The sequence below is a fragment of the Rhodococcus sp. IEGM 1351 genome (genome assembly GCF_030056875.1).
GTDB classification, from domain to species: domain Bacteria; phylum Actinomycetota; class Actinomycetes; order Mycobacteriales; family Mycobacteriaceae; genus Rhodococcus_F; species Rhodococcus_F opacus.
In genome coordinates this window covers 200,588-226,689 of sequence record NZ_JASHKU010000010.1, presented here as the reverse complement: position 1 = coordinate 226,689, position 26,102 = coordinate 200,588, and the positions used below count along the sequence as shown (strand labels likewise).

Sequence of the window (26,102 nt, the reverse complement as noted above, 5' to 3'; positions counted from 1 at the left end):
GCAGGCATGTCTCACGATCATCAGCAGCAGGAAGTGGAACAGGTCCGGAACACCGGACACGCCGGGCACGACGCACACGGTGACCACGCGGATCGGCACGCCGGTCACGGGGCGCACGGTGAGGTGTTCCGGCAGAAATTCTGGATCAGCCTCGCGCTGTCGGTGCCGGTGGTGGTGTTCAGCCACATGTTCGCCGACCTCCTCGGCTACACCGTCCCCGACTTCCCCGGTGCGTCGTGGATTCCGCCGGTGGTCGGCACCGCGATCTTCTTCTACGGCGGCGCACCGTTCCTCACCGGCGCGTGGAGTGAGCTGAAGTCGCGGCGGCCCGGCATGATGCTGCTGATCGGCATGGCGATCACGGTTGCGTTCCTCGCGTCGTGGGTGACGACCCTGCAGATCGGCGGATTCAACCTCGACTTCTGGTGGGAGCTGGCGCTTCTCATCGTCATCATGCTGCTCGGACACTGGTTGGAGATGCGGGCGCTGGGGTCGGCGTCCGGTGCCCTCGACGCGCTCGCCGCGCTGCTTCCCGACACCGCCGACAGGGTCACCGACGACGGCGTCACCGAAGTGCCCGTCTCCGAACTCGCCACCGGCGACCTCGTGCTGGTGCGGGCCGGAGGCCGCATCCCCGCCGACGGCACCGTCGAGGACGGCCGTGCGGAGGTCGACGAATCGATGATCACCGGCGAGTCCAATCCCGTCCCACGGTCGGTCGGCGACACCGTGGTCGCCGGCACCGTCGCCACCGACAGCGCGCTGCGCATCCAGGTAGGCGCCGTGGGGGAGGACACCGCCCTCGCCGGCATCCAGCGACTGGTCGCCGACGCGCAGTCGTCCTCGTCCCGGGCCCAGGCCCTCGCCGACCGCGCCGCGGCGTTCCTGTTCTACTTCGCCTCGATCGCAGGGCTTCTCACGTTCGTGGTGTGGTCGCTGCTCGGCAACGTGGACGAGGCCGTGGTGCGGACCGTCACCGTTCTGGTGATCGCCTGCCCGCACGCGCTCGGCCTGGCGATACCCCTCGTGATCGCCATTTCCACCGAGTGTGCTGCGAAGGCCGGTGTCCTGGTGAAGGACCGGCTAGCCCTCGAACGCATGCGCAACGTCGACGTCGTCCTGTTCGACAAGACCGGCACCCTGACCCAGGGCAGGCACGCCGTCACCGGGGTGGTCACCACCGCGGGTGTCACCGAAACCGAACTGCTCGCGCTCGCCGCCGCCGTGGAGGCCGACAGCGAGCACCCGGTCGCGCGGGCCATCGTCGCCGAGGCGGCCGCGAACGTGCCCGCGGACGAGCGGCGCACCGCATCCGACTTCCGGTCGCTGCCCGGACGCGGGGTGCGCGCGAACGTCGGAGGCGTGGAAGTGGCCGTCGGCGGACCGGCGATGCTCGCCGAACTGAACGTGACGGTTCCCGGTGACGTTGCGGCGCAGACGAAACGGTGGGTCGAGCGCGGCGCCTCCGTCCTCCACGTGGTCCGCGACGGGCGAGTGCTCGGCGCGGTGGCGCTCGAGGACGCCGTCCGAGAGGAGTCGCGGCAGGCGATCGACGCCCTGCACGAGCGCGGTGTGAAGGTCGCGATGATCACCGGAGACGCCCGTCAGGTGGCCGACGCCGTCGCCGCCGATCTCGGCATCGACGAAGCGTTCGCCGACGTGCTCCCGGAGAACAAGGACGCCGAGGTGGCCGCACTCCAGGCGCGCGGTCACCGGGTGGCGATGGTCGGTGACGGCGTCAACGACGCGCCCGCACTCGCCCGCGCGGACGTCGGCGTCGCGATCGGCGCCGGCACCGACGTCGCCATCGAATCGGCCGGTGTCGTCCTCGCCGCCGACGACCCCCGCGCCGTCCTCTCGATCATCGACCTGTCGCAGGCGAGCTACCGCAAGATGTGGCAGAACCTGGTGTGGGCCACCGGATACAACGTCATTGCCGTCCCCTTGGCCGCCGGTGTCCTCGCGTTCGCCGGGGTCGCGATCTCGCCCGCGGTCGCGGCGATCCTGATGTCCGTTTCCACCATCGTCGTCGCCCTCAACGCGCAGCTGCTGCGGCGGCTCGATCTGGATCCGGAACGGCTGAGCCGGAACTGACCGCAGTCTGCCTCGACCTTGCCGGATCATGCCCCCTGGTGCGCGGCGATCCGCCCGTCGTCGATCGCCTTCCGTAGCGGTGTGGGGTCGCGTTCGTTCTGGTCCGCATAGGTCTCGGCGAACGCAGTGAGCGCCTTCTCGCAATCGTCGTCCGAATCGAGGTACCCGCCGATGGCGAACCGGTCTCCGGCGCGGGCATGCGCATATGCGAGCGCCCTGGCACACAGTCGCCCGTAGAGGGCCATGGTGTCGGGATTCATAGCTTCGATGAGGCGGATCGCCAGCCGAGGAGGATGTCGCCGGCCACCTGCATCAGCCGTTGCCCGGTCACGACGCGTTCGCCCTGGTTCGTGAAGGCCGGGCCGTCCAGGTATTCGGCGAGAACCGACGGTTGCGCCTCCTTGGCCTGCAGGAACAGCGGGTCGCCACCGGGGCCGCGGAGCAGGATGATCCAGGCCCCGGTGCCGACACTGCCCACCCCGACGACTTTCCGTGCCGTCAGCACGTACTCGAATCGGTCGAACAGGACACGTCGGGCGGGCTGCAGGCTGTCGCGGGCCCGGGATTTGTCGAGCGTCTTCCGCACCCGTTTGCGGGTCGAGGAGTCCAGGACGTCGCGGTACTCGTCCAACTGGGCGGCGGTATCGATATGGGAGTACCAGGCCGCGAGCCCGCCACGCTCGGCCTGGTAGGTCATGGTTTCGCGTTATTCGGCCGCGCAAGCACGGGGGGTTTTCGGCATTCACTGCCGCCGAAGTCCGGGTTGACAGTCGCGATGGAGGGTGGTTATCTAGGTCACAGATCGCGTGATAGATCGATCTACCACATTCTTACGAAGCCGGATCACCTCCACATCTCGGGAGCTCCGGCTCAGCACAGCGAGGCGGCCGGAGGTCGTGCTCGGAAGGTAGGAGCACTCAATGAGGATCCGGCTGATAGCCGCCCTGGGCGTCATTGTCGCCCTGGTCCTGGGCCTGTCCGCGTGCGGGCTGTCCTCGGGACCGAACTCGGTGGCCCTGACCATCTACACCTCACGGCCGAAGGTCATCGCCCAGCAGGTCGTCGACGCCTTCGAGGCCGCCCATCCGGAGTACAAGGGGCGGGTGCAGATGCTCACGCTCGGTGCCAGCGAGGTCTTGCAACGTGTCCGCGCCGAGAAGAACCGCCCGCAGGCGGACATCTGGTGGGGCGGAACCTCCCAGCAGTTCGGGCAGGGCGTCGACGCCGGTCTACTCACCCCGCCGCCGGCGGAGGTAATCGACCGGGTTCCCGAGCAGTACCGCGGGGCGGACAATCTGTGGCTCGGTGAGATGCGGATGGCCGAGGTCATCTTCTACAACAATACGATGCTCACCCCCGAGCAGGCGCCGAAAGACTGGGGTGACCTGGTCGAACCCGACATGCAGGGGAAGATCTTGCTCCGTGACGTCGCCGCGTCCGGCACGATGCGCAGCATCTTCTCGGCTTTGATCGGCCGTGCCGCGGCCGAGACCGGCGCACCTGATGCCGGCTACGACTTCCTGCGGGCGCTGGACCGCAACACCAAGGACTATCCGGCCAACCCGAGCGATCTTTACCTGCGCATCCAACGGCAGGAGGCCCCGGTCAGTATCTGGAATCTGCAGGACATCCTCGTCCAGCGCAGCAAGGGCGCTCCGTTCACTCCGGTCATGCCCGCCTCTGGCGCCCCTGTTCTGCTCGATGGGGTCGGCAAGATCAAGGACGGACCGCACGGGGAGACCGCCGACACCTTCCTGGACTTCCTCCTCCAACCGACCACTCAGCAGATGTTGGCGGACAAGTCCTTTCAACTTCCGACCGTGCCGCTCGAGCAGCCTCCGTCCTGGCTGGCCGAGGTCGGACTCAACGAGATGCCGGTCGACTGGCACACGATCAACGAATTCGAAGCCGGATGGATGGACTACTGGGTCCAGAACATCAAGAACCGCAGCTGAACTCGACCCCGTACCCCACCTCTTTTCACTGGAGCATTCGCCGTGATACCGATCAAACTCGACGACATTCACAAGAACTACGGCACGACCACGACCATCCAGATGGACACCACCATCGCCGCCGGTGAGCTGTTCACCCTCCTGGGCCCCTCCGGCTGTGGGAAGTCGACGCTGCTGCGGATCATCGCCGGCTTCGTTCCCCCGACCAGCGGCCGGGTGCTTTTCGGGGACAAAGACGTCACCACCATGCCGCCGAACAAGCGGGACACCGGCATGGTGTTCCAGAACTATGCGCTGTTTCCGCACATGAGCGTCGCCGAGAACGTCGCGTACGGTCTCAAGGCCCGCAAGATCGACAAGACCGGCCGCGGTCGGCGTATCACCGACGCCCTCGCGCAGGTCGGTCTCGCCGGGTACGAGGACCGCCGCATCGAGCAACTCTCCGGTGGACAGCAGCAACGCGTCGCCCTGGCCCGCGCGGTCGTGATCTCGCCGTCGGTGCTGCTGCTGGACGAGCCCTTGTCGAACCTGGACGCCAAGCTGCGGGAGGAGACCCGCACCCAGATCCGCCGCGTGCAGACCGACGCGGGAATCACCTCGATCTACGTCACCCATGATCAGGCCGAGGCGATGGCCATGAGTGACCGGATCGCGGTCCTCGACGCCGGCCGGGTCCACCAGATTGCCTCCCCACAGACGATTTACCACCGCCCCGCAACGGAATTCGTTGCCCGCTTCATCGGCCGAAGCAACGTCTCCGCAGTGGTGGTGCTCGCGGTCGATGCCGACTCCGCCCGGGTGGGCCTCGCGGACGGAACCGAATTGACCGCGCCGTTGCCGGACTTCGGGCCCGTCACTGCCGGGGACCGGCTCGCGGTGTCGCTGCGCCCGGAGAACCTCGACTTCGTCGCCCCCGAGCACGGACTGTTCAAGGGCCACATCACCGAGGTCGAATTTACCGGCGCCACCAGCACCTACACGGTGGCCTCCGGGGACCAGACCCTGCATGTCACCACCGCGGACCGCGTGGACCGACCCCAGGTCGGCGACAACGTCTGCGTCGGCGTGACCTCCGGGCAGCCCTGGCTGGTGCAGTCATGAGCACCCCCGCCGCGATCGATCAACCTCCGCTGCCCCACACCGCCGCCGCGTCCGCACCGCCTCGTCCACCCCGCAGGTCACTGCGGTCGAGACTGCCCGGGAGTTCCTCGGACCGGTTCGTCTACGTCCTCGCCGCCCCGGTGCTGGCGATCCTGGCGTTCTTCGTCGTCATCCCGATGGCCTACACCGCGATCACCAGCACCGGCGGTGACGGTGCCGCCGACAACTACGGCACCTTCCTCTCCGGCGCGTCCGGCACCGCGCTGATGCTGTCGGTCGGGATCTCCGTCGCGTCGGTCCTCGGGTGCGGCCTGGTCGGGTCGGCGCTGGCGATCCTGCTCAACCGCTTCGACTTTCCCGGCCGCCGGGTCCTCGAGACGGTGGCGATCCTGCCGATGGCGCTGCCACCGCTGATCGGTGCCGTCTCGTTCGTGCTCCTCTACAGCGAGACCGGGATCGTCCCCCGGGCGCTGTCCCAGTGGTTCGGTGTCGACCCCGCGACGGTGTCGGTCAGCGGCGTCGGCGGCGTGTTGCTCGTGCACGTGTTCACCATGTACCCGTTCTTCTACCTCCCCGTCGCCGCCGGGCTTGCCGGCATGGACTCCTCGCTCGAGTCCGCCGCCTACAACCTGGGCGCGAGCCGGTCGCGGGTATGGCGGACGGTGCTGCTGCCGATGCTCACCCCCGCCCTGGTCTCCGGTGCCCTGCTGACGTTCATGATCTCGATGGCCTCGTTCACCGCCCCGCAGCTCTACAACGTGCAGACCCTGACCATGCAGATCGTCTCGACCAAGACCGTCGGCAACCAGGAACTCGCGGCCGCGCAGGCCACCGTCCTGGCAATGGTCTCGATCCTGTTCCTGATCGGCATGAAGTGGTACCAGGGCCGGCGCACCCACCGCAGCCTTTCCAAGGGAATTCAGCGTGACCGCACCGTCAGTGCCGGGCCGATCCGGATCGTCGCCGGAATCGGGACCACGGTCCTGACCGTGCTGCTGATGGCACCGGTGCTGACCATCGTCCTGGTCTCGTTCTCGGTCGACAGCTCGTGGACCACCCAGGTCATCCCGCCGACCTACACCCTCGGCAACTACACCACCCTGTTCACCGACCCGGCCAGCCTGCTCCCGATCTCGGTCAGTGTGCAGATGAGCTTCCTCGCCACGATCGGCGCCATCACCATCGGTGCCTGCGCCTCCTACGTCGTCGCCCGCTGGCGCGGGCCCGGCCGCAACACCGTCGACATCATGGTCATGCTGCCCTGGGCGCTGCCCGGAACGGTCATCGGCGTCAACCTCGTCAACGCCTTCAACGAACCCCAGCCCAGCAACCTCGGATTGTCCCTGGTCGGAACCCTGTGGATCCTGCCGATCGCCTACTTCGTCCGCTTCGTGCCGCTGGTGTTCCGGTCCACCAACGCCGCCCTCGACACCATCGACCCCTCCCTCGAGGAGGCCGCCCGCAACCTCGGCGCCGGCCCACTGTCCGTGCTGCGCACCATCACCATCCCGCTGGTGTCGAAGGGCATCCTCGCCGGAGCCCTGCTCGCCTTCGTCGACGGCGTCGGCGAATACGTGGCCTCGGTGGTGATCTACCCGGCCAGCTACCCGCCGCTGTCGGTGGAGATCTACAACCGCATCTACTCCTCCGAATTCGGCACCGCCGCCGCCTACGGAACGCTGCAGATCGCCCTCATCCTGGCCGTGCTCATCATCAACAGCCGCCTGCAGGGCGACCGGCGCGGCCGCCGCGGCAAAGCCGCCGCCGTCGCCGCACCCGCGGTGCCCACCACCTGAACGAGAAGGCGACACCGATCATGAAGAAACGCTTCACCTCCGCGCGAGTGCCCGGCACCGGCATGGAGCAGCTGTTCTCCACACCCGCACGCTGGCAGGCCTGGCTCGACGTCGAGGCCGCCCTCGCGAGGGCCCAGGCCGACCTCGGGCTCATCCCGGCCGACGCCGGGAAGGCCATCACCCGGGCCTGCGATCTCGACCGACTGGATCAGGACCGGATCAACGCCGAGATCGACCGGACCAGCCACCCCTTGATGCCCCTGATCGCCGAACTGGGTAGAGCGGCCGACCAATACGGCGGTTGGGTGCACTGGGGAGCCACCACCCAGAACATCACCCAAACCGGGGACACCCTGCTGTTGCGGCGCGCCCACACGATCATTCGCGGCCAGATCACCGACATCCTCACCGTGCTCGCCGAGCTCACCGAACGCGGGGCGGAGATGATCATGGCCGGCCGCACCCACGGCCAGCACGCCGTCCCCATCACCTTCGGATTCAAGACCGCCGGGTGGATCGACGAATACGTCCGGCACCTCGACCGTCTCGATCAGATCAGCCCGCGCCTGTTCGTCGCCCTCCTCGGCGGCGCCGCCGGCACCTCCGCCTCCCTCGGTGAGGATCCCGACACCCTGCAACGGGCCGTGGCCACCAACCTGGGCCTGACCCCGATGGCGGTGCCCTCGCGCAGCATCAGCGACCACTTCGCGGAGTTCGTCACCGTCCTCGGCCTGATCGCCACGACCAGCGGCAAAATCGGCCGCGAAATCTACCAACTCATGAAGACCGAATACCACGAGGTCGAAGAACCCGTCCCCGCCGGAACCGTCGGCAGTTCGACAATGCCCCACAAACGCAATCCGCAACTGTGCCAGGACATCATCGGGATGACCGCCGAGATAAGGGCACTCGTGCCGTTGGCCCTCGAATCGGCAATCAGCGAACATGACGCGGACAACGCACCCTCCGCCCTCTTCGACGTCGAGCAACACGCGTGCGAACTGACCGCGGAAACGTTGTCGCGCATCCACCTGATCGTCTCCGGTCTCCAACTCGATCCGCGACGGATGCGCAGCAACCTCGACCTGTCCGGCGGAATGATCGCCTCCGAGGCCATCATGCTGCGCCTCGGCGAAACCATCGGCCGTCAACTCGCACACGAAGTCGTCTACGACGCCGCGCAGACCGCGAGCACCACCGCGACCTCGTTCACCGACGCACTCGCCGTCGATCCCCGCGTGACCTCCCAACTCGACACCGACACCATCAAGAATCTTCTGCAGCCCGACTCCCACCTAGGATTAGCTCCCGCGATCGCTCACCACCAAGCGATCCGCGCCCGTGAGATCGTGGTTTCACGAGGCGAGAATGACCGGAGGTAGAACCGATGCCCGCGACCGACGACCGCCCCAAACCGGCGACACTGCTCGACGTCGCCGAGCGCGCCGGCGTGTCGCGGGCCACCGCCTCGCTGGTCCTGCGCGGAACCGGGCGGGTCTCCCAACCCACCCGTGACCGCGTCCTCCAGGCGATGACCGACCTCGGCTACATCTACAACCGCGGCGCCGCGTCACTACGGACCCGGGACAACAACGTCATCGGGGTACTGGTCACCACCGTGACGAACCCGTTCTTCGCCGAAGTCATCATCGGCCTCGAAGAACGCCTGGGCGAACTCGGCTATGTCTGCCTGATCGCCAACACCCTCAACGACACCACCCGACAAGACCAACTGATCACCTTCCTCCAGGAAACCAGCGTCGCCGGCGTCGTCATGGTGCCCGCCTTCGGCACCGAACCCGCCGCCATCGACACCCTCACCGCCCGCGACCGGCCCCTGCTTTTCCTCACCCGCCGCATCGGCGACACCGGCAACCTCTACATCGGTACCGACGACATCACCGGCGGCCGCCTCGCCACCGACCACCTGATCTGGCACGGCTGCAACACCATCACCTACCTCGGCGGCCGGGAAGACGCCATCGCCCGCCACGACCGCATCCACGGTGTCCGCGAATCCGCCGCCAACCACGGCTACGCCCCGGACTCGTTGTCCTTCATCGCCTCGCCCACCAACGCCCGAGGTGGACTCGCCGCGGCTCGCGAACTCCTGCAATCCGGTACACCGATCGACGGCATCATCTGCCACAGCGACACCGTCGCCCTCGGCGCCTACCGAGCCTTCCACGACGCCGGACTAGCCGGCACCGTCAAGGTTGTCAGCTTCGACAACGTCGACAACGCCGAACTTATCGAACCACCCCTGACCACCCTTTCCTCGAACCCCCGACAACTCGGCCGCACCGCCGCCCAACAGATCTACGACGAACTCAACGACAAAGAAGGCGCCGACACCACTCTCGTCGAACCCGAACTGATCATCCGGCGCTCCTGCGGATGCCACTCCCCCCGGCCCATGGCGAACCCCTAGACGACCGGCAACAGCTGGAAAATGGTGAACAGCCGCGGCTCGGGATCGTCGAAATACATCGTATTAGGCGCCGCAATCGCTGGTACTGGATCAGGACCCACTCGTTCATCACCGCTCTATGCCTGAAAATCCGGCTGAGAAAGGCGAATTCGATCGGCCAGGCGCTTCGAACTATGTCGAAAAACCTCGACGTGGGTATTTCGACGCAAGTTGATCGGCTATGCCAGAATTTCAGCGCAGACCAGAACCCCGACCATCAGGTCGATGCGTTACGCCGCGCCGGGGTGGCTGCGGAAAACATCCACGTCGACCACGCGGGAGGGACGAAAGCGTCACGGCCCGAACTCGTTCTGGTGCTGAAGCGATTTCGTGGAGGCGACGTCCTGGTGATCACTCGGTTGGATCGGCTCGGGCGGTCGATGCTGCACTTGATCACGCTTGGCACCGATCTGCGTGAGCGGGGCATCGGACTGAATGTGCTCGAGCAGGAGATCGACACTGCCACTGCCGAGTGCCGCGCGATGTTCGGGATGCGCGGCCCGGGCAAGGGCGGTACCGGCACGCTGTCGGGCAACGGCGACAAGGTCGGATCGACAAGACCGTGCCGGTGTACTTCTCCACCGACGACACTTCGACGTCCGCAAGGACTGGGGCACCCCCATCTCGCCCACCTACGACCCCCCGTTCACCCTTCCACGGAAACCTCCGCGCGAACAGCTGCTGCGACGACTCGATCTGGATCCGGAGCGGCTGGCACGGAGGTGATCACGGCGACGACGGGTTCGGTGATTCGGTGCAGCGCAGAGACCAGTTCGTCGACCGTGTCGGTGACCGCCGCGATGTAGGCGTCGGGGCGGATGACCCACACCTCGCCGGGCTTCGCGTCCACCGCGGCGGTGAGGACGCCGGTGCTGTCGATCTCCGACAGCCGGACGAGGCGGATCGGTGTGTGCACCGCTGCAAGGGCCGCGCTTCGGATCTCGTCGACGTCCACACCGTCACCCACGAGGAGCAAGATTCCGTGCCGGGCGATGTCGCGGAGCCGGGTACCGGCACTACCGCTCAGCGTCACCGGGGTGTCGGGCACGAGGATTCCCGGCGCCGCGGCCGGGGTGCAGCCACGCTCGGGGCGCCCGGCGAACAGCCGTTCCGGATCGATTGTGGTCAAGGGTGATTCGACGTACCAGAACGGCTCGGCGAGGCGACCGCTGTCGACCTGCGCCCGGGCCTGCGGGTCGGTGACCGCCGCGGTGAGCACGTCGCACCGGTGCCGGTGCTGGTCCTCGGACTGCGGGACGAGGAAATCCATCGTCGCCGTGGTGACCGCGATGTTCTCGACGGCCGCCGCGTGCCGCTCGGTGTGATACGTCTCGAGCAGCGACTCGTCGGCCCAGCCGCGCAGGACGAATGCGAGCTTCCACGCCGCGTTCTCGGCGTCGGCGACACCAGAATTCAGGCCGCGTGCCCCGAACGGCGACACGATATGCGCGGCGTCGCCGGCCAGCAGCACCCGGTCGACGCGCATCCGATTCGCGACCCGGGAGTGGAAGCGGTACACCGATTTCCACACGATCCGGTAGTCGGTGTCGCCGATGATCTTCCGGATCCGCGCGTCCAGTGCACCCGACTTCTCCTCGGCCTCGAGGTCGTACTCGCCGGGCACCTGCCAGTCGATGCGGAACGTCGAGTCCGGGCACGGGTGGATGAGCACCTGCCTGCCCGGGTTCCACTCGGGGTCGAAGTAGAAGCGGCGTTCGTCGGCCCAGCCCGGGATGTCGGCGGCGATGTCGCAGATCAGGAACTTGTCGTCGAACGAGCGACCGTCGAACGTGACACCCAGCTGCCGCCGGATCGCGCTGCCCCGCGACCCCACGGCCACCACCGCGTAGTCCGAGGTGACGGTCTCCTCGCCGGAGCCGGTGCGGCAGGTGACGGTCACGCCGGTCTCGTCCTGATCCACCGACGTGGCCTCGTATCCCCACCGGACGTCGATCGACGACGTGGCCGCGATCCGCTCGTCGAGCAGTTCCTCGGTCCGCGCCTGGGAGATGTTGACGAACGGCGGGAACGACGAGATGCCGCGGTCGACGAACGTCTGCGCGAACAGTTCGTGGTCGCGGTGGAACGTGCGGGCGCACCCCCACGTCACGCCCTCGTCGGCCAGCTGCCTGCCGACGCCGATCGCGTCCCACACCTCGAGGACGTCCCGCTGCTGGCAGATGGCCTTCGATCCGATCGGGTCGCGTTCGGCCCGTGCGTCGAGCAACGTGACCGGGATGCCCCAGCGTGCCAGCAGCAAGGCCGTCGTCTGCCCCACCGGGCCGTTGCCCACGACGGTGACCGTGCCGCCGCGGGTGTGTCGTCTTCCCATGATCCTCGCCTTGTCAGTGGTGAAACGGTGACGGACTTCAGCCCTGCAACTGGTCCCAGACCTCGCGGTCACGCTCGGCGGTCCAGATGACGGGCCGTTCGATGCCCGAGAGCTCGTCCCACACGCGGGAGACGTCGAACGGGAGGCAGTGTTCGAAGATCGGCCAGTGCCCGTACTGCTCGTTCAGTGCGGCATGGGTGGCTTCGAACGCTTCCTTCAGGGTGCCGCCGCGCTGCTGCACCGCCCCGACCTCGGCCAGCATGACCTCGATGAAGTGGCGGGTCTGCTCGATGGCGGCGTCGACGGCCTCCCGCCCGTGGGAGACGGCGCCGCGTCCGCCGATGAGGACCTCCGCGCCGAGCGCCTTGATCCGGTCGAGGGTGCCGGTGGACCAGTCGCGGTGGAAGGCGTCGCCGGTGTAGAGCGCGGCCTGCGCCTCGACGAGGTCGCCGGCGAAGAGGATCTTCTGCTTCGGCAGCCACGCGGTGATGTCGCCTTCGGTGTGTCCGCGGCCGAAGTGCTGGAGCACGAGGTCGCCGCGGCCGCCGCCGAGGTCGATGGTGAGCTTGTCGGCGAACGTCAGGGTGGGCCAGGTCAGCCCGGGCACGGAGTCGGCGGCCTTGGCCAGGCGCGGCATGCGTCCGAATTCGCTTGCCCAGTCTTCTTTTCCACGCTCTTCGATGAGGGCGCGGGTGGTCTCGTGCGACACGATGGTCTCGGCGTCGAACGCGGACGCGCCGAGCACGCGGACGGCATGGTAGTGCGAGAGCACCAGGTACCGGACCGGCTTGTCGGTGTGCTCGCGCAGCTTGCGCAGCCAGTCCTGGGCGGCTACCGGGGTGGCGAGCGCCTCGAAGCAGACGACGAAGTCCTCGCCCTCGATGGCGCCGATGTTGGGATCCCCCTCGGCGGTGAGGGCGTACACGCCGTCGGCGAGGACCTCGAGGGTCTGCTCCTTCTCACCGAGGTCGGCCGACGAAGCGAAGCTTGTGGGGCTCATGCGATCCACCTAACTAATCAAAGGTTTGATTGATGGTGGCCACAGTAACCCGGATCACAAAATAATGAAAGCCTTGATCAAAAATTGGCCTGGGCACCCTGCGACCGGCCGACCGAACGGAAGGTGAACACGCCCGGCGAAGCCCGAGCCCTGTCGATACGCGGACGGGCGACTATCCGGATCGTCGACGGGGTGACCGAGGAATACCTCGCCAGCGCCAGGAAGACGATGGACGCCGAGTCGGCGGCCCAGGAGCTGGTCGAGCGGACCGGGGGATGACGGTGTGGCGCTGTTATCCCGCCGCGGGCAGGTGAGTGCAGGTCAATGGAGGGTGGGCCGGTAGATGAGCTCTTGGATGTGACCGTCGAGCGTCCGGTTCTCGAGCAGCTCCAGGTCGAAGTCGGCCCCACCCCGGAAGATCGGGTCCAGCCCGGTCTGAGCGGTGATGACAGGGAAGAGCGTCACCTGCACGCGATCCACCAGGCCGGCGGCCATCAGCGCCCGATTCATCGACAGGCTGCCGTGCGAGCGCAACGGCACCTCGGACTCCTCCTTGAGCCTGGCGACGACGTCGACGGCGTCACCGCTCACGACGGTCGCGTCCGGCCAGTCGAGGGGTCCTTCCAGTGTCGTCGACACCACCGTTGCCGGCAGGCTCCTCATCCGGGTGACCCAGGGATCGCGCACGTCGGACTCCTCGGTGCTCGCGGCCAGCATCTGCGCGAACACCCGATACGTGTTGGCCCCGAAGACCATCCGCTGCTCCGCGCCGTACAGGTCGAGACGATGGTCGAGCAACTCGGGGCCTTGCTTGCCCCAGTAGCCGGTCCAGTCGCCGCCGGCGGCGCCGTAGCCGTCGAGGCTGGAAAAGACGTCGAAGGTGTAGGTCGCGGTCATGTCGTTCTCCTCGAGTGCGGTGTCGATCGGTGTAGGTACAGACTGGGTACCACCGCGAAACTCATCGGCGCCGGACTGACCACAGCGTTGCGCTGGCCTACGACGCGTGGTCGCAACAGAAGTGCCGCGACCTTCGTGCCGGCTCGCCGCCTCGCCCGTGGAAGGCGAGGCGGCGAGATGGCCCTGTGCGGTGAACCGACAGGCTCACGCCTTGACGAGGTCGTCAATCTGGCCGATCGCCTGCGAGGCGCCCTCCACCACGCCCATGTCGAGCACCTGCTGGAGGCCTTCGGCGGTTGCGTAGGTGCTGACGTAGGTGGCGATGGTGCTGCCGTCCTTGTCCTGGAAGGAGAACTCGTTGGTGGACACTGGCATCGATTCGATCGGGGTGAAATCCGCATCGGCGAATCCGTCGGTGAAGGTGAAGCCGGTCGGCTCGTCGACGGAGATGATGTTCCAGTAACCCGCATGCTTGTCGCCCTCGGGACCGGTCATGTAGTAGGTGACCCGCCCGCCGGGGGCGAACTCATGGTCGACCACTGTCGCCGGGTACGTCGGTGGACCCCAGATCTTTTCGAGCTGACGAGGATCGGCATAGATCTGCCAGATCCGCGCTCGGGGGGCGGCGAACTCGGCAGTGATGGTCAGGGTCAGTGCATCGATGTCGTGGCTGACATGGGTGACAGGCATCGTTCATTCCTTCCGTTGGGGTTGCGTTGCGATCAATTCGTCGATGCGTGCGATACGCCCACGCCAGACCTGTTCCAGCTCGACCAGCATGGACGACACTGCGCGGACTGCTTCCACATCGCCCGTGGCGAGTTGTTCACGGCCGCTGCGTCGTTTGACGAGTAGGCCGGACTTCTGGAGGACGGCGACGTGCTTCTGTACCGCAGCGAAACTCATGTCGTACTTCGCTGCCAGTGCCGAGACGGAATGCTCACCGGCCAGCACGCGACGCATGATGTCGCGCCTCGTCCGGTCGGACAGCGCGTGGAACAGGGCATCGGCCCGGTCCTCATCTGTTTCTGACACACCCAGAACATACAACCGATTGGTTGTATGTGCAAGGCTGCTTCAACTTTCGGATGCGAGTGGGTGCCCTCAGCAGTCGAACACCGACCAGCAGATGTCGTTCCGCAACCGCTGGTCGTCGAGTACGAGCTCGCGAATCGCCTCAGGGAGCTGGTCACGCTGCCACCTGCACTCACGTCGTCCGGCGGCCTCGCCCTCACCCTCCGGCGCGGCAGCGCGTGCGGCTTTGATCGCATAGGCGGCAGCACCGAGTTCGTGCGCTGCGACATGCGCGACGGCTCCGGCCTGCCCGGCAGCGTATGCAGCGTGCCGTGCCGCTCCGCGCAGGTCCCTGGCCGCGCCCATCGCATGGCCGCCCGCCGCGCGGGCCTGCATCATCTTGACCTCGCCACGCACCCACGCGCGAGCATGCTCGATCGCCTCACGCGGTCGTGTGTCCTCAGGCCGAGCCGACTCGAACAGGTTGAGGACGTGCTCCGCGCACGATGCCGCCCATAAGGCCAGAAGCTGATGATCCGAGTCGGTGAGCGTCCCACCGCGGCGGATCGTGACGAAGCGAGGGTCTCGGACCTTCGGGAGGATCATGGCTAGAACTTCTATCACTTGCATCCGGCCACAGCACCCGAGGGCTGCGCATGCCACCCGCCTCGGATCTGAATCCTGTGTGCGGGCAGCGCTGGTCGAGCTGGAAAATTGTTACCCGGTTTGCCTGAGGCCGGTGTGGGCAAGGCAGATGTCGGCGAGCTCGTCGAGCGACAGGGGAAGCACCCGGGCGAGGGCCGCGACAGTCGTGAATGCGGGTGTCGCCATCCGCCCGGTCTCGATCTTCCGAAGAGTCTCCGGAGAGATCCCGGCCTCCTGCGCGACCTCGGCGAGGGTGCGATCACCCCGCGCCTGCCGTAGCTGATGACCGAGGCGCTTGCCTGCGGCCAGCTGTTCCGGGGTCAGAGGGAGACGCACCATGCGAGCAGTCTAACCCTGCAGCGGTATGAAAATCCCAGCCCGCGGTCTAGAGTGGTATTTTAATACCGAGTTTGTACGTACGAAGAGGAGTAGTTGGTGCTGGAACTGAAAACACCCCGCGAGGTCGCTGCGATGGACGTCACCGGCACATTCATCGCCGAGTTGCTCGACGATCTCGAACACCGCGCCGAACCGGGCGTGAATCTGCTCGAGCTCGAAGACCGAGCCCGCCAGTTGATCGCCCAGCGCGGCGCCACGTCGTGCTACTGGGACTATGCGCCGTCATTCGGGCGCGGACCGTTCCGCAACGTCATCTGCCTGTCGGTCAACGACGCGGTACTACACGGCCTGCCGCACGACTACGTGCTGCAGGACGGGGACCTGCTGAGCATGGACATCGCAGTGTCCATCGACGGGTGGGTCGCCGATTGTGCCCGCAGCGTCATCGTCGGCAATCCACGACCCGAGGACGCGCGCCTCATCGAAGCCACCGAAAAGGCCCTGACAGCCGGAATCGCCGCCGCGTTACCCGGCAGCCGGCTGGGCGATGTGTCTGCGGCGATCGGCGCGGTCGCCGCCGAGTACGGGTACCCGGTCAACACCGAGTTCGGTGGTCACGGGCTCGGGCGGACCATGCACGAAGATCCGCACGTATCGAACACAGGACGCGCAGGCCGAGGACTCACACTGCGCCCGGGGCTGACCCTCGCCCTCGAACCGTGGTTCGCCGCCGGCACGGACAAGATCGTCTACGACCCCGACGGGTGGACCATCCGCTCGGCGGATGGATCGCGCACCTCGCACAGTGAACACACCATCGCGATCACCGACGGCGCGCCGCTCGTGTTGACGCGCCGGGAACAGGTCGCTGCAACTGCACTGTGATTGTCAGGCCCCCGGAGGTTGGTAGCGGTATCACCCCGCGAGCAGGACACCGACCAGGGCGATCGACGCGACCCAGACGGTGGAGATGCCTGCGAGCACGAAGGGTCGTGCGCCGACCTTCTTGATCGTGGCGATCTGAACGCCGGCGCCGAGGGCGAACATCGCGGCGGTGAGGAGGGCGGTCTGCACGATCTTGGCCTCGGCGAGCAGGCCCGTGGGCAGCAGGCCGGACGACCGCAGGCCGACGCAGGCGAGGAAGGCGAGGACGAAGAGCGGGACGAGCGGCGGCCGCTTCACGTCGGCGTCGGTGCCGGCGAGCCTGCGCTGGCGCACGCTGAGGACGGCCATGACCGGGGCGAGCATGAGGACGCGGGCGAGTTTGACCACCGCGGCCACGCCCAATGCGGCACCACCGATGGCGCCGCCCGCGGCGACCACCTGGGCGACCTCGTGGATGGATCCGCCCGCCCACAGGCCGGCGTCGGTGTCGGAGAGTCCCAGCGCCCGCGACAGCAGTGGGATCGCGGGGATCATGAGCGTGCCGAAGATGACGACGAGCGCGACCGCGGTGATCACCTCTTCCTCGTCGGCGTCCACGACACCGTCCACCGCCGCCACCGCGGCCGCGCCGCAGATCGAGAATCCGCAGGCGATGAGCAGCCGCTGAGTCCAGCTGAGGCCGAGCAGCTTGCCCGCGAACATCGTTCCCACGATGCCGAGACAGACGATCGACACCACCACGACGATGACGCCCCAGCCCAGTCCGAGGATGTCGCTCAGCATCAACTGGAGTCCGAGGAGGGCAATCCCCACCCGCAGCAGCTTCTTGGCGGAGAACTGCAGGCCGGGGCGCAGGCGTTCGGGCAGGTGCACGACGTTCGACAGCACGGCGCCGAGCACGATGGCGATGAGCAGCGGGCTCACCGTCGGAAGGAACCGGCCGACACCCATGGCGACGGCGGTGGCGACGGCGCACAGCGCCAGACCCGGCAGGAGAGTGGCCGTGGCGGTCTGCAGTCGCGGCAGCGTTGCCGGGCTCTCGACGCGCTGTTCCTCGGACTTCTCGCTCAGTTGACTACTCATGGATCCACGGTCCGTCACCGCGGCCGTCTCCGGTAGCCGTCATCTCGACATGAACACATATCAGCGTGATATGTCTTGCGCCAGGGTCATATACTCGATGCATGTCCCGCAGATGGCCCGAGTTCCCCGTTCTCGAGTTGCTCGTCGGCGTCGACGACCACGGAAGCCTCAGTGCTGCCGCCAGACTCGCCGGAATGGCGCAGCCGAATGCCAGTCGCGCCATCAAGCAACTCGAGCGTCAGTTCGGCATGACGCTGCTGCAGCGCAGCCCGACGGGCTCGATACTGACACCGCAGGGAACCGTGATCGCGCACTGGGCGCGCCGGGTGCTCTCCGATACGCGCCGGCTGCTCGACGTGGCCGAGGGACTGCGTGCGGAACGCGCCGCCGAGTTGACGGTGGGTGCGAGCATGACGGTCGCGGAACACCTGATGCCGGGATGGCTGGGGCAGTTTCGCCGCTTGCACTCCGACGTGACCATTCACCTGCAGGTGCACAACTCGACTCAGGTGTTCGAGCGGATCAACAGCAGGATCTGCGACGTCGGGTTCGTCGAATCGCCGACGGTGCCGCGACCGTTGAAGAGTCTCACGGTGGCGCGTGACCGCTTGGTCGTCGTCGTTCATCCCACCCACCCGTGGGCCCGGCGACGGAAGGCGCTGACCGTCGCCGAATTGGCGCTGACACCGCTCCTGGTCCGCGAGCCGGGATCCGGCACGCGAACCACCCTCGACGTGGCATTACAGGAATACGACCGGGCGGCACCACTTCTCGAGCTGGGCAGCGCCGCCGCAATTCGCACCAGCGTGCTGGCCGGAGTCGGCCCCGCGGTGATGAGTACCCTCGCGGTGGCGGAGCAGGTCGGCGCCGGAGAACTGAAGGTGATCGACGTCGACGGCCTCGAGCTCGACAGGGTGCTGCGCGCCGTGTGGCGGGGCGCGCGTCAGCTCGACGGTCCCGCGGGAGAACTGGTGCGTCTGGTCCGACGGGTCGGTGCCGAGCCCTGAGCGGCCGTCATCCGAGAAGGCAGGTCGCCGCACCGGCCGCGATCACCAGCACGATGACCGCGGAACGAAACACCCCCGGCGGAAGTCGGCGGGCGATCGCCAGCCCGGTGACGTTGCCGATCAGCGCGGCGATGACGAACACCGGGAGGCGCGGCCAGAACATCGACTCCGTGATCTCGTCGTGGAACCACAGGACAGCGAGAGCCATGACGTTCGCGACGATGAAATAGCCTGCGAGATCGGCGATGAAAGCCATCGGTGGCAACCGCGCGCGCATCAACAACAGGACCGGTGGCGGTCCGTTGAGCGATGTCGTCGTTCCGAGGTAGCCACCCACGGAACCGGTGAGGAGGTGCGCAGTCGTGGACGGCGCACGCGTGACTTCCGCCCGGTTGGGGAACGCCATCGCGAGCCCGCACAGCATCACCACAACTCCCGCTGCGGGCTTCAGATACTGCTCCGGCAGCAGACCGAGGGTGACCGCGCCCAGCCAGGCGCCGGGCAGACTGCCACCACCGAGCAGCGCCACCCGTCCCCACGTGATGTGTTCTCGCAACTGGTACGCGGCGCCGATCCGCGTGATCAGGCCCGCCACCAGATTGACGAATACCACTTCGGGAACGGCGAATCCGACCATCAGCATCACCGGTGTCGCGATCAGTGCCGTCCCGAACCCGGTGGCGCCGCCGATGACGGACGCGATGCCGATGCACAGGGCACCGATGAGGAGCATCGTCATCGCGACTCCCTTCTCGATCCGGCGGCACGTTCCCGTGCAGGTGTGAAGTTCAGGTGGCCAGGGATTGGACTGCGCTCACCAGAGCCATCAGTTCGATGTCGCTGCCGGTGCATCCTCGGGACAGGTCGTTCCACGGTGCGGCCAAGCCTTGCAGGATGGGACCCAAGGCTATTGCACCCCCGAGCCGCTGGGCAATTTTGTACCCGATGTTGCCGGCATCGAGATTGGGGAAAACCAGCACATTGGCCCGGCCGGCGACCCGCGAACCGGGCGCCTTGGACGCGCCGATCTCGGCGACCAGCGCGGCATCGAATTGCAGGTCACCGTCCACATGCAATTGCGGGTCCCGGACGCGCACCAGGTCCGCGGCCTCGCGGACCTTCGCCACTCGCGGGTGGCTGGCGCTGCCCTGGGTGCTGAACGACAGCATCGCCGCGATCGGAGTCTGCTCGGTGAGCTGGAAGTGGGTGGCGCTGGCAGCCAGCGCGATGTCGACCAGTTCCTCGACCGTGGGGTCGGGTACGACGGCGCAGTCGGAGAACGTCAACTGCCTGCCGTCCGACAGCAACATCAGAAACGAGCTCGACAGGATGCTCGAACCCGGCGCGAGACCGACGATGCGCAGCCCGGCCCGCAGCACGTCGGACGTCGGCCTGCTCGCGCCCGCGACGCAGGCGTCGACCACTCCGGCGCGCAGTGCCGCCGCGGCGAGGCACACCGGGTCGGACAGCGCCGACTCGATCCGGTCGGGGTATTTGGCGAATCCCGATTCGACGGCGTCGCGGATCGCGGGGTCGGCAGCCGCCTCGGCGAGGTCGACGACGAGTTCCTCGGCCAGGGGGATATCCGCGGCCTCGGCGATGCGCCGGATGACGTCCCGCCGCCCGAACAGCCGCGGGGAAACGACACATTTGTGGTGCAGATGGTGGGCGGCACGGATCGCGCGTTCGTCTTCTCCGTCCGCGAGACCGACGACGCGATTCTCCCCACGCAGCGTGGCGATCCAGTGGTCGATCAGCGACGAATCATTCAGTCGTGCAGCGTCGGTGGGTGGTACAGCGGTGACGCCCGGGGCCATGGCCTCGCTCTCCCATCACTACGAAGAAGGGTGGCGGTCGTCGATCTCGACGACCGCCACCCGCTGGAACTCGGGGAACGTATCGTTCCCTACGGCTGGATTGCCTTTTCGATGTCGGTGAGCATGCTGTCGATGCCGTGGAGCAGTTCCGAGAGCACCTCGTCGTCGGCCACGAGGGGCGGCGAGATCATCAGCATCGTGGCACCACGGTCGTCGCCGCGGAGAATCACCTTGGTGCGGGCGAACGCCTCCGGCAGTACCTTGCGCAACACCGTCAGCGACTCCTGCTCGGTGAACTCGCGACCGCTGTCGCTGTCGGCCATCAATTCGATCGCGTAGAAGAATCCGGTGCCGCGCACGTCCTTGACGCAGCGGTGCGAGCTCATCAGCGAGTCGAGTGCCGACTTCAACTTCGGGCCGCGCGCGGTGACGTTGCCCAGCACGTTCTCGTCGCGCATCGCGGTGATGTTCGCGACCGCCACCGCCGTCGACACCGGGTGTCCGCCCCACGTCGCGCCGTGTGTGAACACGCCGCCCTTGGGCGAGTCGTAGAGCTCGCGAACCAGCTGCTCACGCACGATCAGGCCGCCGAGCGGGGCGTATCCGGACGTGGAACCTTTCGCGAACGTGATCATGTCGGGCACCACACCGGTGAGCCCGTGCCCGAACCAGTGTCCGAGGCGGCCGAACGAGCAGATCACCTCGTCGGAGACCAGCAGGATCCCGTGCTTGTCGCACAGCGCGCGCAGCGCAGGCCAGTACCCGTCCGGCGGAACCAGGGCGCCGCGCCCGTTCTGAACCGGCTCGGCGAACACGGCGGCGATGGTCTCGGCGCCCTCTTCCTCGATGACGGCTTCGATCGCGGCGATGCAGTCGAGCTCGTTCGCCGGGCCGCAGTCGCCGAGGTAACCGAGGGTGTTGGGTACGGAGCGGACCCCGGGCAGCAGCGGTCCGAACGGATCTTTGATCTTGGGCAGCTGTGTCACCGAGAGGGCGCCGAGAGTGGTTCCGTGATACGCCATCTCGCGGCTGATGATCTTGGTGCGCTGCGGGTTGCCCTGGCTGCGGTGGTACTGCCGGGCGAATTTGACGGCCGTCTCCACGGCCTCGGAACCCGAGTTGACGAAGAAGGTCGTCCCGAGATCACCGGGCGCCAGGTCGGCGATGAGCGCGGACGCCTCGATCGCGGGAATGTGGGCGCTGCCCCAGTTGGAGGCGTACGCCAGCGTCCCGATCTGCTCGCTCGCCGCCTTGGCGATGTCGTCGCGGCCGTGACCGATGTTCACGCAGAACAGGCCTGCCAGACCGTCGAGGAAACGGTCCCCCTCGGTGTCGATCAGATAGCTTCCCTCGCCACGAACGAACACCGGGAAGTCGCTTTCCCAGGTGTCCTTGCGGGTGAAATGAGGTCCGAGGTGCCGGCGGGCCCGTGCTCGCAATTCGGTGACGTCCACGACCATCTCCTTCGTTGTCGAATGGCTGTGATCCACAACATACCGACGGGGCAGACCGCAGGTCAGGGCCAGAAGAGCGGTATTCGATGGGTCCAGTCTGGTCCCCGTAGACGGCGCTCAACTGGTCCTTCTGGTCCCATGCCAGAGTGATCCAGACTTCGGTATCGCTCGGGCACCACGACATGTGGTCGGAGCGGCGAACAGCCCCAGCTAACGGAGGTCTCAGATGAGGATCGGTATCCCCAAGGAAGTCAAGAACCACGAGTACCGGGTGGCGGCCACTCCCGCCGGTGTCCACGAAATGGTCGCCCACGGGCACGACGTGTTCGTGGAACGCGGTGCGGGGGAAGGCTCGTCGATCGGTGACGACGCCTACGGTGCCGCCGGCGCGAAGATCCTCGACTCCGCCGATGCGGTGTGGCAGAGCGCGGAACTGCTGCTCAAGGTCAAGGAGCCCATCGCCGAGGAATACCACCGGATGCGTTCGGACCTCACGTTGTTCACCTACCTGCACCTCGCTGCGGGTGAAGAGTGCACCCGGGCACTGCTCGCCGCCGGTACCAATTCCGTTGCGTACGAGACCGTTCAGCTTCCCGACGGTTCGCTGCCCCTGCTGTTCCCGATGAGTGAGGTCGCCGGCCGGCTCGCACCGCTCGTCGGTGCGCAGGCACTCATGCGACCGGAGGGTGGCCGCGGCGTACTGATCGGCGGCGTGTCCGGTGTGTTGCCGGCTCGCGTCGTCGTGATCGGTGCGGGTGTATCGGGCATGAACGCCGTCGCCGTCGCCGCAGGCACCTGGGCCGACGTCGTCCTGTTCGACAAGAACGTCGACAAGTTGCGCGCTGCCGACCGGATGTACCAGGGCCGGATCCGCACCCTCGCCGCGAACTCCTACTCGATCGAGCAGGAAGTCATGCAGGCCGACCTCGTCATCGGTGCCGTGCTCGTCCCGGGCGCCAAGGCACCGAAGATCATCTCGAACTCGCTGGTCTCACGGATGAAGCCGGGCAGCGTCCTCGTCGACATCGCGATCGACCAGGGCGGTTGCTTCGAGGATTCGCGTCCCACCACCCACGCGGAGCCCACGTTCAAGGTTCACGACTCGGTGTTCTACTGCGTGGCGAACATGCCGGGAGCGGTGCCCCACACGTCGACGTACGCACTCACCAACGTGACCTTGCCGTACACCCTGCAGATCGCCGAGAAGGGCCTCGCCCGCGCGGCCAGGGAGAATGCCGCACTCCGCGCCGGTGTCAGCACCGTCGCCGGGCGCCTGACGAACGATGCCGTCGGTGAGGCACTCGGGATCGAGTCGGTCAGCGTCGACGACGCGCTCAACCTGGTTTGATTTCGCCGCCGGCCCGGCATACTGAGAAGTGCTCGTTCGAGAACTGCTCGGCGTGCCGGGTCGGCCTACCTCTGGCCACTCTTGGATCCACAGGAGGCGATGCGTGCCGAGAACACTGATCGAGGTCGACCGCAATTCCGCCGAACCGCTCTACCGCCAGGTTCGACGGGCGATCGAGCACGGCATCGCCAACGGGCTGTTCGATCCACGACACCGCCTTCCGAGTTCGCGTGAACTCGCCGTCGATCTCGCGATCTCCCGGAACACGATCAACCTGGCGTATCAGGAACTGATCGCCGAGGGACTCGTTCAAAGCCACCAGCGCTCGGGCATGTTCGTGAATCCCGACATGATCGAGACGCTCGCAACGGACGCCCGCGCGACCATCCCGCGCATCGACTGGTCGTCCCGCATCCGGCGCTACCCCGACGCCGACGTCCCGCACATCGAGAAGAACGTCGACTGGCACAGCTACCCGTACCCGTTCCTGGCCGGGCAGATCGACATCCGCAGCTTCCCCGCCCGCGCGTGGGTGCGCTGTCTCCGCGACGCGCTATACCAACCCCACGCCTACGCGAGCCTCCAGGACAGCGTCGGTGCGGACGACCCGATGCTGATCGACATGATCCGCCAGCATCTGCTGCCCTCGCGCGGCATCGAGGCGAGTGCGGACGAAGTTCTGGTGACGGTCGGTTCCCAGCAGGGCCTGGATCTCGTCGGCCGGGTGCTGCTCGGACCCGAGGATCGGGTTGCCATCGAAAACCCCGGCTATCTCGATGCGCGACACATCTTCCTGCGCACGGGCGCCCAGGTGTACGGCATCGACGTCGACGATCGCGGCCTGCGCCCGCCGGAGACTCTCCGCGGCACGGACCTGATGTATCTGACACCGAGCCATCACCATCCGACCAACGCGACGCTCGGCATCGACCGTCGTCAGCGTCTGTTGCAGCTCGCCGCGGAGTCCGGCACCGTGATCGTGGAGGACGACTACGACAGCGAGTTCCGCTACCACGGCAGCCCCAGCCCGGCGCTCAAGGCGCTCGACTCGAGCGGCGACGCCGTGTACCTCGGTACGTTCTCGAAGTTCCTGGCCCCCGGTCTGCGTCTGGGCTACCTCGTCGGACCTGCGGAGCTGGTGCGCGAACTGCGGAAGGCCCGACGGTACGTGCTCCGTCATCCCCCGGGTCACCAGCAACGGGCCCTGGCCATGCTCATCGACAGCGGGGAGTACCACCGCGCGCTGCGCCATCACCGCACCCAGATGAAACACAAATGGGAGCGTCTGTGTGCGGCCGTCGACAAATATCTCCCGTGGCCGCAGGAACCCTATCCGCCCGGTGGCGTCAGCTTGTGGATGACCGGCCCGGAGAACCTCGACTGCCGGGTGCTCGTGCGCGAGGCGGAAGCCCGCGGTGTGCTCATCGAACGGGGCGACATCTTCTTCACGCAACCGGTCCCGCCCCGCAACCACTTCCGCATCGGCTACGGCGCGATCCCACTGCGCTCCATCGAAGAAGGCATCGCCCTTCTCGGCCAGGCGTGCCAGGCGAGTTTCCGCTTTGGCAGGTAGACCCCGATAACACCCGCGCCTGCGCGCATCCTGCCGCCCAGACGTTCGGCCGGCTTCCTCGCAGCCGCAGTGGCCCACGGCCCGCGGTCAGAACATATTGGAGGCGCGTCGGCTCGGGGATTCTAGGGTGGTCAGCACATGACTACAGCAGAAACCTTGTTGGCCGGCCCCCGCGGGCGTCGGATGCTGCTCGCCTACGCCAGGGACGCCGAACGAACTCTGCAACCCGAGTTCCGCAGTGACTCGTTCGATCACGCCGTATTTCTGGCGTCGTATCACCTCGAGTCCGGTCGAGAAGGCGCACGCGTGCTGTTCGGGCCCGGCGCTGAAGAGGCTCGGCGGACCGTCCTCACTGCAGACGATGTGGCGCACCGCCTGTCCCAAGTACCGTTGCCCGAGGTGACAGCGGTTGCACTCCGTTCGGCCCTCGCCGACGCGGTGGACGCGGCGCGCTACTGGCAGGACCCGGACGGTGAAGACATCCTCGTCGACACCGAGCCGGTGCGGCGTGAGCTTCGACGGGTCGCCGAGCACATCGCACGATCCCCGCATGCGCAGTGGTGGACGACGCCCGTTGCGGCCGATCAGTGGTCGGTGGGCTGGAGTGAGGACGGCATGGATCCCGTTGACTCGACGACCGCAGAATTGTTGCGTGACTACCGTGACCGGACTGCCGCGGAGGAAGTGCGAGCAGAACGCGATCGTCCGGCGGATCCGTCGGCGAACTGGTCCGGCTGGTGGTGGTCGACTCCACCCACACGGTGTTCGTCCCGGCGGCTGTTCGACGGGACCCCGGCCGGTTTGTGGTTCGTCGAGGACAGCATGGGATGGGAGCGCGCCATCACACGACGAATGAACATCCCCGCCGGCGCTCGCGTGTACGAGGTCGACGGTGCGCAGGCGTGGGCAGAACTGTGCAGAAAGTTTCCCGTCGAGGTCACCGCGCAGAAACGACACGATTGGTACCGCACCACCGGACGATCTGGACGATGGGTCGTTCCCGACTGGCCGCGGCTCTCCGAACTGTATGAGGGCGTACACCTCACCGTGGCGGGATACCTCGCCGCGGCGGGCACCGCGATCGCCGTCGACGCCGACAGCGCGAGTGTCATCGCGGGATGGGCGCCCGACGACACCTACTGGCTCACCGACACCGTCAACCTCGACAGTGACGATTCCCGGACCTGGGCGGGCGACACCAGTGGAAGACATCCTTCCTGGGTCGACGAAACGCACCGCTGACGACTGCTGTCCCTGAGCCGCAAGCGGATCCGCGAACGCGATGCCGGCGG

23 protein-coding genes and 2 pseudogenes are annotated in these 26,102 nt (G+C 67.1%); 13 read left to right on the top strand and 12 right to left on the bottom strand.

Annotated elements, in window-relative coordinates; all coding sequences use genetic code 11:
* The first annotated feature begins 6 nt into the window (after positions 1 to 6).
* The gene (locus QM806_RS19755) at positions 7 to 2,094 is read left to right on the top strand and encodes a heavy metal translocating P-type ATPase (protein ID WP_283292538.1); all 2,088 of its coding nucleotides are present in this window, start codon (positions 7 to 9) and stop codon (positions 2,092 to 2,094) included.
* 26 nt (positions 2,095 to 2,120) lie between these two features.
* Here QM806_RS19755 and QM806_RS19750 read toward each other — a convergent pair.
* Positions 2,121 to 2,821 (bottom strand): annotated as a pseudogene (locus QM806_RS19750) (DUF2252 family protein); the annotation flags it as partial.
* A 193-nt stretch (positions 2,822 to 3,014) separates the two neighbouring features.
* On the opposite strand from QM806_RS19750, the gene QM806_RS19745 reads away from it, so the two are divergent.
* From QM806_RS19745 to QM806_RS41405, 6 genes and pseudogenes are all read left to right on the top strand, one after another.
* On the top strand, positions 3,015 to 4,049 hold the full coding sequence (locus QM806_RS19745; protein WP_054246477.1) for an extracellular solute-binding protein: 1,035 nt from the start codon (positions 3,015 to 3,017) through the stop codon (positions 4,047 to 4,049).
* A gap of 42 nt (positions 4,050 to 4,091) precedes the next feature.
* Positions 4,092 to 5,150 carry an ABC transporter ATP-binding protein gene (locus QM806_RS19740; RefSeq protein ID WP_005254336.1) on the top strand — a complete coding sequence of 353 codons (1,059 nt, stop codon included), beginning with the start codon at positions 4,092 to 4,094 and terminating at the stop codon, positions 5,148 to 5,150.
* Positions 5,147 to 6,946, top strand: coding sequence for an ABC transporter permease (locus QM806_RS19735; protein ID WP_005254335.1), 1,800 nt, complete (start codon positions 5,147 to 5,149; stop codon positions 6,944 to 6,946). Before QM806_RS19740 ends, QM806_RS19735 begins: the two co-directional genes overlap by 4 nt.
* Positions 6,947 to 6,966: 20 nt before the next feature.
* Positions 6,967 to 8,328: a class-II fumarase/aspartase family protein gene (locus QM806_RS19730; RefSeq protein WP_283292534.1), complete on the top strand. Its 1,362-nt coding sequence runs from the start codon at positions 6,967 to 6,969 to the stop codon at positions 8,326 to 8,328.
* Between the two features lie 5 nt (positions 8,329 to 8,333).
* A complete protein-coding gene (locus QM806_RS19725; protein ID WP_210460495.1) occupies positions 8,334 to 9,377 on the top strand; it encodes a LacI family DNA-binding transcriptional regulator in 1,044 nt (347 codons plus the stop codon).
* A pseudogene (locus QM806_RS41405) lies at positions 9,344 to 9,856 on the top strand (recombinase family protein); the annotation flags it as partial. The gene QM806_RS19725 and the pseudogene QM806_RS41405, both read left to right, overlap by 34 nt.
* Positions 9,857 to 10,062: 206 nt before the next feature.
* Here QM806_RS41405 and QM806_RS19715 read toward each other — a convergent pair.
* On the bottom strand, positions 10,063 to 11,748 hold the full coding sequence (locus QM806_RS19715) for an FAD-dependent monooxygenase (RefSeq protein ID WP_210460793.1): 1,686 nt from the start codon (positions 11,746 to 11,748) through the stop codon (positions 10,063 to 10,065).
* 37 nt (positions 11,749 to 11,785) lie between these two features.
* Complete coding sequence (locus tag QM806_RS19710; RefSeq protein WP_005249229.1) at positions 11,786 to 12,748, bottom strand: MBL fold metallo-hydrolase; 963 nt, start codon at positions 12,746 to 12,748, stop codon at positions 11,786 to 11,788.
* Between the two features lie 123 nt (positions 12,749 to 12,871).
* Here QM806_RS19710 and QM806_RS19705 point away from each other — a divergent pair, with 123 nt between their 5' ends.
* The gene (locus QM806_RS19705) at positions 12,872 to 13,027 is read left to right on the top strand and encodes a hypothetical protein (protein WP_210460792.1); all 156 of its coding nucleotides are present in this window, start codon (positions 12,872 to 12,874) and stop codon (positions 13,025 to 13,027) included.
* Positions 13,028 to 13,069: 42 nt separating this feature from the next.
* Here QM806_RS19705 and QM806_RS19700 read toward each other — a convergent pair whose 3' ends face one another.
* The 5 genes from QM806_RS19700 to QM806_RS19680 form a co-directional block, all read right to left on the bottom strand.
* Positions 13,070 to 13,645: a dihydrofolate reductase family protein gene (locus QM806_RS19700; protein WP_065492747.1), complete on the bottom strand. Its 576-nt coding sequence runs from the start codon at positions 13,643 to 13,645 to the stop codon at positions 13,070 to 13,072.
* Between the two features lie 204 nt (positions 13,646 to 13,849).
* Positions 13,850 to 14,335: an SRPBCC family protein gene (locus QM806_RS19695; RefSeq protein ID WP_054246480.1), complete on the bottom strand. Its 486-nt coding sequence runs from the start codon at positions 14,333 to 14,335 to the stop codon at positions 13,850 to 13,852.
* Between the two features lie 3 nt (positions 14,336 to 14,338).
* The gene (locus tag QM806_RS19690) at positions 14,339 to 14,680 is read right to left on the bottom strand and encodes an ArsR/SmtB family transcription factor (RefSeq protein WP_054246487.1); all 342 of its coding nucleotides are present in this window, start codon (positions 14,678 to 14,680) and stop codon (positions 14,339 to 14,341) included.
* A 69-nt stretch (positions 14,681 to 14,749) separates the two neighbouring features.
* Entirely contained in the window at positions 14,750 to 15,265 is a 516-nt protein-coding gene (locus tag QM806_RS19685; RefSeq protein ID WP_054246481.1) for a putative immunity protein, read from the bottom strand.
* Positions 15,266 to 15,376: 111 nt separating this feature from the next.
* Positions 15,377 to 15,643 (bottom strand): helix-turn-helix domain-containing protein, encoded by a 267-nt coding sequence (locus QM806_RS19680; RefSeq protein WP_005254325.1) that lies wholly within the window; start codon positions 15,641 to 15,643, stop codon positions 15,377 to 15,379.
* A gap of 96 nt (positions 15,644 to 15,739) precedes the next feature.
* Here QM806_RS19680 and map point away from each other — a divergent pair, with 96 nt between their 5' ends.
* Complete coding sequence (map, locus tag QM806_RS19675) at positions 15,740 to 16,528, top strand: type I methionyl aminopeptidase (RefSeq protein WP_054246482.1); 789 nt, start codon at positions 15,740 to 15,742, stop codon at positions 16,526 to 16,528.
* A gap of 30 nt (positions 16,529 to 16,558) precedes the next feature.
* On the opposite strand, the gene QM806_RS19670 is transcribed toward map, so the two are convergent.
* Positions 16,559 to 17,611, bottom strand: a complete 1,053-nt coding sequence (locus QM806_RS19670) for a YeiH family protein (protein WP_005561845.1) — start codon at positions 17,609 to 17,611, stop codon at positions 16,559 to 16,561.
* 101 nt (positions 17,612 to 17,712) lie between these two features.
* Between QM806_RS19670 and QM806_RS19665 the strand changes: the two genes are divergently transcribed.
* On the top strand, positions 17,713 to 18,618 hold the full coding sequence (locus QM806_RS19665) for a LysR family transcriptional regulator (RefSeq protein ID WP_005249219.1): 906 nt from the start codon (positions 17,713 to 17,715) through the stop codon (positions 18,616 to 18,618).
* A 7-nt stretch (positions 18,619 to 18,625) separates the two neighbouring features.
* On the opposite strand, the gene QM806_RS19660 is transcribed toward QM806_RS19665, so the two are convergent.
* The 3 genes from QM806_RS19660 to QM806_RS19650 form a co-directional block, all read right to left on the bottom strand.
* A complete protein-coding gene (locus QM806_RS19660) occupies positions 18,626 to 19,357 on the bottom strand; it encodes a sulfite exporter TauE/SafE family protein (protein ID WP_005561843.1) in 732 nt (243 codons plus the stop codon).
* Between the two features lie 49 nt (positions 19,358 to 19,406).
* The gene (locus tag QM806_RS19655; protein WP_054246483.1) at positions 19,407 to 20,435 is read right to left on the bottom strand and encodes a phosphotransacetylase; all 1,029 of its coding nucleotides are present in this window, start codon (positions 20,433 to 20,435) and stop codon (positions 19,407 to 19,409) included.
* Between the two features lie 89 nt (positions 20,436 to 20,524).
* A complete protein-coding gene (locus tag QM806_RS19650; protein WP_210460789.1) occupies positions 20,525 to 21,895 on the bottom strand; it encodes an aspartate aminotransferase family protein in 1,371 nt (456 codons plus the stop codon).
* Positions 21,896 to 22,115: 220 nt separating this feature from the next.
* Here QM806_RS19650 and ald point away from each other — a divergent pair, with 220 nt between their 5' ends.
* From ald to QM806_RS19635, 3 genes are all read left to right on the top strand, one after another.
* Entirely contained in the window at positions 22,116 to 23,237 is a 1,122-nt protein-coding gene (ald, locus tag QM806_RS19645; protein WP_005561841.1) for an alanine dehydrogenase, read from the top strand.
* A gap of 103 nt (positions 23,238 to 23,340) precedes the next feature.
* The gene (gene pdxR / locus QM806_RS19640) at positions 23,341 to 24,810 is read left to right on the top strand and encodes a MocR-like pyridoxine biosynthesis transcription factor PdxR (protein WP_210460788.1); all 1,470 of its coding nucleotides are present in this window, start codon (positions 23,341 to 23,343) and stop codon (positions 24,808 to 24,810) included.
* A gap of 138 nt (positions 24,811 to 24,948) precedes the next feature.
* Positions 24,949 to 26,052 carry a hypothetical protein gene (locus QM806_RS19635; protein ID WP_246860013.1) on the top strand — a complete coding sequence of 368 codons (1,104 nt, stop codon included), beginning with the start codon at positions 24,949 to 24,951 and terminating at the stop codon, positions 26,050 to 26,052.
* Positions 26,053 to 26,102: the final 50 nt, after the last annotated feature.

Bases quoted from the DNA above. Each gene is read 5' to 3' on its own strand.
- ald (WP_005561841.1), top strand. From the start codon at position 22,116: ATGAGGATCGGTATCCCCAAGGAAGTCAAGAACCACGAGTACCGGGTG.
- QM806_RS19650 (WP_210460789.1), bottom strand. From the start codon at position 21,895: ATGGTCGTGGACGTCACCGAATTGCGAGCACGGGCCCGCCGGCACCTC.
- QM806_RS19755 (WP_283292538.1), top strand. From the start codon at position 7: ATGTCTCACGATCATCAGCAGCAGGAAGTGGAACAGGTCCGGAACACC.
- QM806_RS19700 (WP_065492747.1), bottom strand. From the start codon at position 13,645: ATGACCGCGACCTACACCTTCGACGTCTTTTCCAGCCTCGACGGCTAC.
- QM806_RS19685 (WP_054246481.1), bottom strand. From the start codon at position 15,265: ATGATCCTCCCGAAGGTCCGAGACCCTCGCTTCGTCACGATCCGCCGC.
- QM806_RS19730 (WP_283292534.1), top strand. From the start codon at position 6,967: ATGAAGAAACGCTTCACCTCCGCGCGAGTGCCCGGCACCGGCATGGAG.
- QM806_RS19670 (WP_005561845.1), bottom strand. From the start codon at position 17,611: ATGAGTAGTCAACTGAGCGAGAAGTCCGAGGAACAGCGCGTCGAGAGC.
- QM806_RS19695 (WP_054246480.1), bottom strand. From the start codon at position 14,335: ATGCCTGTCACCCATGTCAGCCACGACATCGATGCACTGACCCTGACC.
- QM806_RS19725 (WP_210460495.1), top strand. From the start codon at position 8,334: ATGCCCGCGACCGACGACCGCCCCAAACCGGCGACACTGCTCGACGTC.
- QM806_RS19735 (WP_005254335.1), top strand. From the start codon at position 5,147: ATGAGCACCCCCGCCGCGATCGATCAACCTCCGCTGCCCCACACCGCC.
- QM806_RS19745 (WP_054246477.1), top strand. From the start codon at position 3,015: ATGAGGATCCGGCTGATAGCCGCCCTGGGCGTCATTGTCGCCCTGGTC.
- QM806_RS19715 (WP_210460793.1), bottom strand. From the start codon at position 11,748: ATGGGAAGACGACACACCCGCGGCGGCACGGTCACCGTCGTGGGCAAC.
- QM806_RS19710 (WP_005249229.1), bottom strand. From the start codon at position 12,748: ATGAGCCCCACAAGCTTCGCTTCGTCGGCCGACCTCGGTGAGAAGGAG.
- QM806_RS19680 (WP_005254325.1), bottom strand. From the start codon at position 15,643: ATGGTGCGTCTCCCTCTGACCCCGGAACAGCTGGCCGCAGGCAAGCGC.
- QM806_RS19635 (WP_246860013.1), top strand. From the start codon at position 24,949: ATGACTACAGCAGAAACCTTGTTGGCCGGCCCCCGCGGGCGTCGGATG.
- QM806_RS19660 (WP_005561843.1), bottom strand. From the start codon at position 19,357: ATGACGATGCTCCTCATCGGTGCCCTGTGCATCGGCATCGCGTCCGTC.
- QM806_RS19655 (WP_054246483.1), bottom strand. From the start codon at position 20,435: ATGGCCCCGGGCGTCACCGCTGTACCACCCACCGACGCTGCACGACTG.
- QM806_RS19665 (WP_005249219.1), top strand. From the start codon at position 17,713: ATGTCCCGCAGATGGCCCGAGTTCCCCGTTCTCGAGTTGCTCGTCGGC.